This is a genomic window from Candidatus Desulfolinea nitratireducens (assembly GCF_982879505.1).
In genome coordinates, this window is sequence record NZ_CEYOSI010000323.1 from 1 (window position 1) to 2708 (window position 2708).

Annotated in this window: 2 protein-coding genes; both read right to left on the minus strand. The window is 52.2% G+C overall.

The genetic code is table 11. The annotated features are described in order from the left end of the window. Positions 1–1013 (minus strand): ATP-dependent DNA helicase (locus AC3DOM_RS17250; RefSeq protein WP_487920275.1); only part of this gene is annotated, 1013 nt, incomplete at its 3' end. 22 nt (positions 1014–1035) lie between these two features. Continuing rightward, positions 1036–2463, minus strand: a complete 1428-nt coding sequence (locus AC3DOM_RS17255) for an exonuclease domain-containing protein (protein ID WP_487920276.1) — start codon at positions 2461–2463, stop codon at positions 1036–1038. Positions 2464–2708 lie beyond the last annotated feature (245 nt).

Below are 2708 nucleotides of genomic sequence, written 5' to 3' on the forward strand. Positions count from 1 at the left end.
TCCACTCCCTCCCAGAAAGAGCGCGTACCAAGCAAAACAGCCCGCTCAGTTGCTTTGAAGGAATCCAGCAGGGCATTGGGTGAGGCGCCCTCACCCTGCTCAAAGACGACGATCCCCTCTTCGCCCAGAGGTCCGGTGATCGATTGCGAAGCCCGTTTGAGCTGCGCATAAGATGTAAATAACGAGAGCAAGCGTCCGCCCGTGGCGCGTCCGAGCTGCACCAGGGCCTGCTCCACTGCCTGGGTATACCCATTCTGATTGGGTTCCGGAATATCGTTTGGCAGGAAGAGCAGCGTTGATTCCTCATAATCAAATGGAGAACCGAGTGCAAGCACTTCTGCATCAATCGCACCGAGGGCATTGCGCATATAATCAAATGTGCCGTGCGTGGTGAGGGTGGCTGAGGTGAGAATGACGCTCTCTTTTTTATGCCAGATATGTTTTGTGATCAGTTCGCCTACATGCAGCGGCGCGGCCTGCAATATTAGCCGATTGCTTTTCGGATGAATTTCCACCCAGTAAACGGTTTCCGGCGCAGGCTCCATGATCATCCCATCAAGATTGTTCTCCACTTCGGTCAGGCGGCGGGAAGTGTTGCTCAGGAGGCCCATCGCATCTTCGAGCGATTCCGCGCCATCAGCGTAAAGCTCAGCCGAAGCCAGGTGCAGTTCCTTGAGCAAATTCATCAATAATTTTAACGTTTCGTGAGTTTCATTCCAGGTGAATTCCACATCTTCCCAAATGGGCAGCGTGCGGGTGGATGGCAGAACGCGCTCCTGCCAGGCATAATTTTCATTGCCTTTACCATCACGTTGATATTCCGCAAATTCTCCGATGGTATTGAAAAATACCCGAACCTGCTCCTGTACCCGAAAGGCGAGATCGGTAGCCCGTTTCACTTTTTGCGTTAAAAGGGCCTGGTCGGAGGGACGAAGATTTTGGCTTGCCTCCGATAAAAGAGCACCGAGGGCCCCCGAATTGGATCCGCCAAGCTCGCGCAGTAGTCGGTTCATGTCGGAGGGTGTGATCCGGAAACTAAGCGCGCTGGTCGTCGCCCCCCTCGAGATGATGGGCCTCGTCCACGACGAGATACTCATATTCAGGTAAAACCCGGCTGCCCGAAGCGATATCCGCCAAAAGCAGGGCGTGATTGACGATCAGAATATGGGCCGATTGTGCGGCCTGTTTGGCCTGGTTGAAGGGGCAGGCTCCACCGGTATGTTTCATGCAGGTCTCGGCAGTACATGCGTCATCTTCAGCAGAGACTCGCCGCCAAATGGCTCGCTCTTCAGGCCCTGTCAGGTTGATCTCTGAACGGTCCCCGCTTTGGTTTTCCAGCAGCCAGACCAGGATTTTGGCCAGGACGCGGATCTCTTCCTTATTGCGCGGTCCGCGCCTGCGCAGGATGCCCAAAAGGCGCGGGCAAAGATAGTTGGAGCGTCCCTTCATCACGCTGGCGCGCAGGTCGATATCGAGGGCAGCAGCCAGATCGGGAATATCCTTTTTGATCAGTTGATCCTGGAGGTTGATCGTATTTGTCGAAATGACAACACGGGTATTATTCTGGGTAGCCCATAATGCTGCTGGGACAAGATAGGCGAATGATTTTCCAACGCCTGTGCCCGCTTCAATCAGAAAGTGTCGGCTATTTGAAAAGGAGTCGGCAACAACCTGGAGCATCTCCACTTGTTCAGAGCGATACTCATAATTTTCAAAGTAGTTTGAAAATGCGCCACCATATTCCAGCACTGCTGAGGCCTCTTCGGGGTCGAGCATGATCGGATCAGAAACTGGCTGAAGGGGGGCATATTTTTCTTTGGTGCGAAGTTCAAATAGTGGCCCCCGCTCGGTTTTCTTTTTATTAATTCCCTCTTTTGCGCGCGCTTTCATGATCGTTTTGAAAACCCATTCCGCGTCCCAATCCAAACCATCGCTGAGACGAGAGATCTCGGCGATCAGATCTAGGGGGAGATTTTCCGCCATCTCATAGAGGCGGGTAAAGACCCCCATGGTCGCCTTGGCATCATCTAGAGCACGATGGGCGTTGACAAGAGGGATTCCGAGTGCCTGGCTGAGTGCTCCGAGTTTATACCGTCCCGCCGATGGGAGCAGCACTGCCGCCATCTCGTATGTGTCGATGGCGGTGTTGTCCTTGAGAAGATCGTATTGCTGGGTGAAGCCGAGGTCAAAGCGGACATTATGCCCGATGACCGGGGCGTCACCGACGAAGGCTTCGAAGTCAGCCATCACATCGTGGATATTGGGTGCACCGCGTACCATCTCATTGCTGATCCCGGTCAGTTGTGTGATGAAGCCGGGGATGCTGCGCCCCGGATTGATGAGAACGGAGAATTCATCTTCAATGCGTGATTCAGTAAAGCGCACCGCGCCAATTTCGATGATCGCGTCTGTTTTGGGGTTTAGCCCGGTGGTTTCAAGGTCAAATGCAATGAGGGTTGTCATGAAAGTGTCCGTGGATTCTAGAAGAAATTATAAATAGAGTGAACGGTCTAATAAAAGAGAAGTGATGATTGAAGGGTGACAAGTGTTTTTTAATTATCACTCTTCACTCGTCAACTATTTCGATTCAAGCGCATCATTGACTATTTTTATTTCCTGCGCAGTAATTGGGTTGTCTTTGGCTTGTTTCCGAATAAAGGCTTTCAGCTTTTTCAAATGAAGGGTTGGCACTGGCGCATTACCTGCAT